This window comes from Halococcus salifodinae DSM 8989 (assembly GCF_000336935.1).
Taxonomy (GTDB): Archaea; Halobacteriota; Halobacteria; order Halobacteriales; family Halococcaceae; genus Halococcus; species Halococcus salifodinae.
The window spans coordinates 1-4,661 of the sequence record NZ_AOME01000006.1 but is presented as its reverse complement, the minus strand read 5'-3'; the positions used below and the strand labels follow the sequence as shown (position 1 = coordinate 4,661).

The 4,661-nt window shown below is 61.2% G+C and carries 2 protein-coding genes; both read left to right on the top strand.

Annotated features, from left to right (window positions below; genetic code table 11):
- Positions 1 to 1,393: 1,393 nt before the first annotated feature.
- On the top strand, positions 1,394 to 1,975 hold the full coding sequence (locus tag C450_RS00775; protein WP_005038755.1) for a diadenylate cyclase: 582 nt from the start codon (positions 1,394 to 1,396) through the stop codon (positions 1,973 to 1,975).
- 520 nt (positions 1,976 to 2,495) lie between these two features.
- The gene (locus C450_RS00770) at positions 2,496 to 4,373 is read left to right on the top strand and encodes a cation:proton antiporter domain-containing protein (protein WP_005038754.1); all 1,878 of its coding nucleotides are present in this window, start codon (positions 2,496 to 2,498) and stop codon (positions 4,371 to 4,373) included.
- The last annotated feature ends 288 nt before the right edge of the window (positions 4,374 to 4,661 follow it).

Here is a 4,661-nt window from a genome sequence, read left to right as displayed (position 1 = left end):
ACGCCGGAGCACTCTCCGCAACTGAAAGAGTGGCTACTGGCGGGCGAGATACCGCCTCTTATTGACCGACAATGATTGCCGTTCCAAGACCCGCGATTTGCCTCATGGTGGCTTGTATTCCGTCGTTTCAGTCGACGGGATTGAGGCCGATACCCATGTCTATGATGTGCAGTCCGACTTCGTTTTGTCGTCGACGCACTCGGGAAAAACACGCGAGTCGGCGGTGGAAAAGCAAGTACCGAGTTCACCAACCAGATGCCCCCATCGCTAGAGCGTGCCGTCGACTATGAGGAAATGACGTCGGAGTTGGCTCCGATATTGAGCACGAACCATGTTGATGTCGAGTACCAAGTCTTGATCAGTATGACCGTGGAGTGATCGTTAGCGAAAGGGCTACGGTTGTGCGCTCGAAGTACACACTCGGGGAGACTCTGGCATGATTGGGATTGCTCACCCTCAACCCACTTCTCCCGATAGACCACGACAGCGAGCGTGTTCGGCGTCGCCGGCGGGCGCTGCTCTCGGGGTGGCGACCTGGGAAGAGTTGCCTGTGAGGGCCGCAACCCACCAACGAAAGACATAATTCCTTGCGCGCTCGTCGTGAAAGTCCGATCTGATCTCGTGCAGCCCGAGAGGACAGCCCAGCAGTGCGCTCGTTCAGCGAAAGGTCTACACCCTCTCCCAGCGGACTCACCCATAGCGGACCGCGGTAGCGAGCGCGTGCGGCGGTGCTGGCGGGCTCTGTCCTCGGGTAGCGACCGAGAGAACTCGTTACCATCATCCTGCCACCGAAACCCATTGTTCTGGGCGCGCTCGCCGCGAGAGTCCGCCCCCGCACGCCCACCGATGCACTCGTAACATCTATACCACCAAGAGGAGACCACCCGGTGGACCGCGAAAGCGGGTGTGCCGGCGGAGAGGTGGGTCGCTCTCCTCGGTACATGGATAGGGTCTGTGGAGGTTGGCACCCCACCCACGAAACGGCATGTTCCGGCGCACTCGTCGCGCAAGTCCTACATGTGGATGGCGAAAAATAGTACGACGGGACCGTGATAGCGGGTGCGTCGGCGGCGCTGGCGGAGTCGATGGGGGTAGCAACCCACTGGCGGGATGGAGGACCAGACCTCGCCGACGAAAAGCATGTTTCGGCGCGCTCGCCGCGAATGCCTCGATGGACCGCGAACGGGGGCGCGTGTGGGGTTGCTGGTGGGCTCTGCCCTCGGGTGGCGACCGAGGGGATTGCGAGAGCGAGAGAGAACCTGAACACCCTGCCAACGAATTCACTGTTCCACGCGCGCTCACGCGAGAGTCCACCCCTCCTGTCTGAAATTAGTCGTCGCGTCGTTCGTGCTCGAAGGAATCTTACGTACTCGCTTGGTCGACCCGATATACAATGACTGAGTCCCATCCCCTCGAAATCACGTACGAAGACCATGCCACAGTCACCGAGCTACTCGATGTCATTCAATTCTGTCTTGAGGATATCAGTCTCAATTTCGACCGATGGGATGAACCGTACACACGCGGACCGGGACTCTACATTGCCATTGTCTCCGGACGTTCTCTTCGCGACTACGCTGATGCAATGGGGGACAACCATTGGCCCATCGAGAAATCACGACACGTTCTCGACGATATCACGGATTTCTACGAGACCGCGAAAGAGGTCGCCTCGTCACAGGATGGTGCTGTAGTCATCAGTGTCGACGGCGTGGTTCAGCGTCAGATGGTGCGATTCAGAGACCTATCGACTGATCACTCGCACGAGCAGCGAGAGAATACGTCACTGGAATACGCGGAGTGGATGGGGTCACGCCATATGAGTGCGCTTGATACGTCCGTCCGGTCGGCCGTCGTGACGACGATTACCCTGAGTGCGGAAAATGGACGAGTAACGATCTTTCGAAACGGCAAGTTCATCGCGCAGACCCGTGATGAGTTGAGCGCGGAGTGGCGTGTACACGCCAATGATTGAGAAACGGATGCCTGTATACGAGTCTATCATAGAAAATCCGACCAAAGAGATTGGCTTTTGAGGAACATTGAAATGAATTACGTGGAGACGTTGTCACTCATTTTCTCTAACTGAGCCTGTTCGGTAATCATCACTATTTATTCTCTATGGCTAATCATTCGTCGAGGATCTGGGTCGGAGAGAGAACCAACCCATAAGAAAACTATGTTCAGAAGGTACTCCTTCCTGACCCTCCCTCCAAAACCCCGAATCTTCATATAGCCATCAGAGGCACCAGAAGGTCGTGCACTCAGCCACCATCTCCACCCGCGTCAGTACCCAGGGTCAGGACTTCCAGTGACAACTCGACGAGTGCCGCGACCACATCGCCTCGAAGTTCCCCGATGTCGAAGACATCGACGTATATGCGGACTTGACCGGATCCGAAGCCTGAGACCGTCCGATCCCACGCTCGGCGCGGACGGGAGTGAACGGGCTTATGTGAGCCGGTTGTCTCACGTCTATTAATGGAGGGCCGCGAGTGGCATCTGCTGGCGCGCTGATCGGGCTCGTCGCGGCAATCATCGCGCTCGGCGTGATCTCCCAGGTGCTCGGCGACCGGTTTCGGGTCCCGAGCATCATCTTCCTGCTGTCGGTCGGCCTGATCCTCGGCCCCCTCTCTGGGTTCGTGCTCGAAAGTCGCCTCATCACCATCGACACGTTCGGCGACGCCCTACCGGTGATCGTCGGATTCGCGGTGGCGATCATCGTCTTCGAGGGGGCCTTTCACCTCCGGATCGATCGCCTCCGAACGGCCCCCTCGGCGACGCTGAAACTGGTGACGATCGGGTCGGTGATCTCGCTGGTAGGGACCGCCGCCGCGGTGCGCTACGCGCTCGGCGCGCCCTGGGACGTCGCCTTTCTGGTGGGCTCGCTGCTGATCGCCACCGGCCCGACCGTGATCGCGCCCATCCTCCAGGTCGTGCCCGTGCGCGATCGGGTGGGGACCGCGCTCGAAACCGAGGGAATCATCAACGACGTCACCGCCGCGATCCTCGCGGTAGTGGTCTTTGAGGTCGTGATCGTGGAGGACGAGGCTGGCGGCAGCGTGGTGACCGCGTTCGCCGAGAAGCTCGGCATCGGCATCCTCGTTGGGCTGATCGTCGCCGCGGTGTTGTGGTACGGGTTGCGCTACGTGGACCTCTCGCCATCGAACGCGCCGCGCAACGCCCGACTGTTGGTGCTCGCCGGCGCACTGGTGGCCTACGCGGGCGCGGACAGCCTCTCGCCGGAGGCAGGCATCGCCGCCGTCGCCACCGCCGGGATCGTACTCGGCAACCTCGACATCCCCTACGAGGCCGACATCACCGACTTCGGGGGCGACATCACCTTGCTGGTGCTTTCCTTTGTGTTCATCGCGCTTGCAGCCCTGCTGAACGTCGGTGACCTCCTCGCGTTGGGTGTGGGCGGTCTCGTGGTCGTGGTGGTAGTTGCGCTCGTGCTCCGACCGGTGGGCGTGGCGCTCTCGACGAGGGGTGATCGGTTCACCCGCGAGGAGAAGATGTTCGTGAGCTTCATCGGTCCCCGGGGGATCATCCCGGCCTCTGTGGCAACGCTGTTCGCGGTCCAACTCAGGGACGCAGGCCTCGTCGATGCCGCGACGATCCTCGTGGGCACGGTCTTCCTCGTGATCTTCGCCACGGTGCTGATCCAGGGCGGGTTCGCACGATACTTGGCGGAGTATCTCGACGTGATCCCCATGCGCGTCATCATCGTCGGCGGCGGGCGCGTGGGCCGCGCGCTCGCCGAGCGCCTCGAACAGCGCGGCGAGAACGTTGTGATCGTGGACAATCGCCAATCGGCGGTCGAACAGGCCCGCGATGCTGGTCACACCGCCCAAGTGGGCGACGGGACCGACACCGATGTGCTCCGGACGGCGGGAGCGGAGAACGCGAAGATACTCGCCGCGGCGACCGGCGACGACGACGTCAACCTGCTGGTGGCACAGTTCGGCGGGACCACCTTCGGCATCGAGGACGTGATCGCACGGGTCAACCAACCCGAGAACGCGGACGCCTTCGAGGATTTGGGGGTACGCACCATCTCCTCGTCACTGGCGACCGCATGGGCCATCGACAACGCGATCGAGCGCCCTGCCCTCTCGAACTGGATGACTGAGTTGGATCGCTCGGGGGACGTCCAGGAGATTGAGATCACCGCCGAGGACGTGGTGGGCAGGAGTGTCGCCGAGCTCGGTACTGACTTGCCCGACGGCTCGTTGATCGCCCTAGTGGGCCGGGACGGCGACAGTCGGGTTCCCGACCGCGAGGTCACCGTCGAGCACGGCGATCACGTCACGGTGATCGGCCACACCGCCGCGGTCCAGACCGCGATCGACCGTCTGCATCCCCACGAGTGAGCCTGCATCTCCGGGCCACTATGCGGCGGCGCAAATCGTGAACGTGGGGGTTGCCTCGATTGGATCGTCGGAACCATAACTTCAGGAACAGTACTATGAGGGCGTGAGAAGCGCTTTCTAAGCAGAAAAGAACCCCCGAGCAGACCCAGCAGCCGCTGGTCGACCGCCACGTCATCGCTCTGCCCCTGTAGTCGTACGCTCGGCTCTGTTGAATCGCCGTAAGGCGGTGGAATTCACTGTGTGACGGAGCGTTTGATGTTGTAGACGACACACATCAGGGTGATCTCT

What these genes read in the sequence shown, in the direction of transcription:
- C450_RS00775 (WP_005038755.1), top strand. Translation starts at nt 1,394, where the DNA reads ATGACTGAGTCCCATCCCCTCGAAATCACGTACGAAGACCATGCCACA.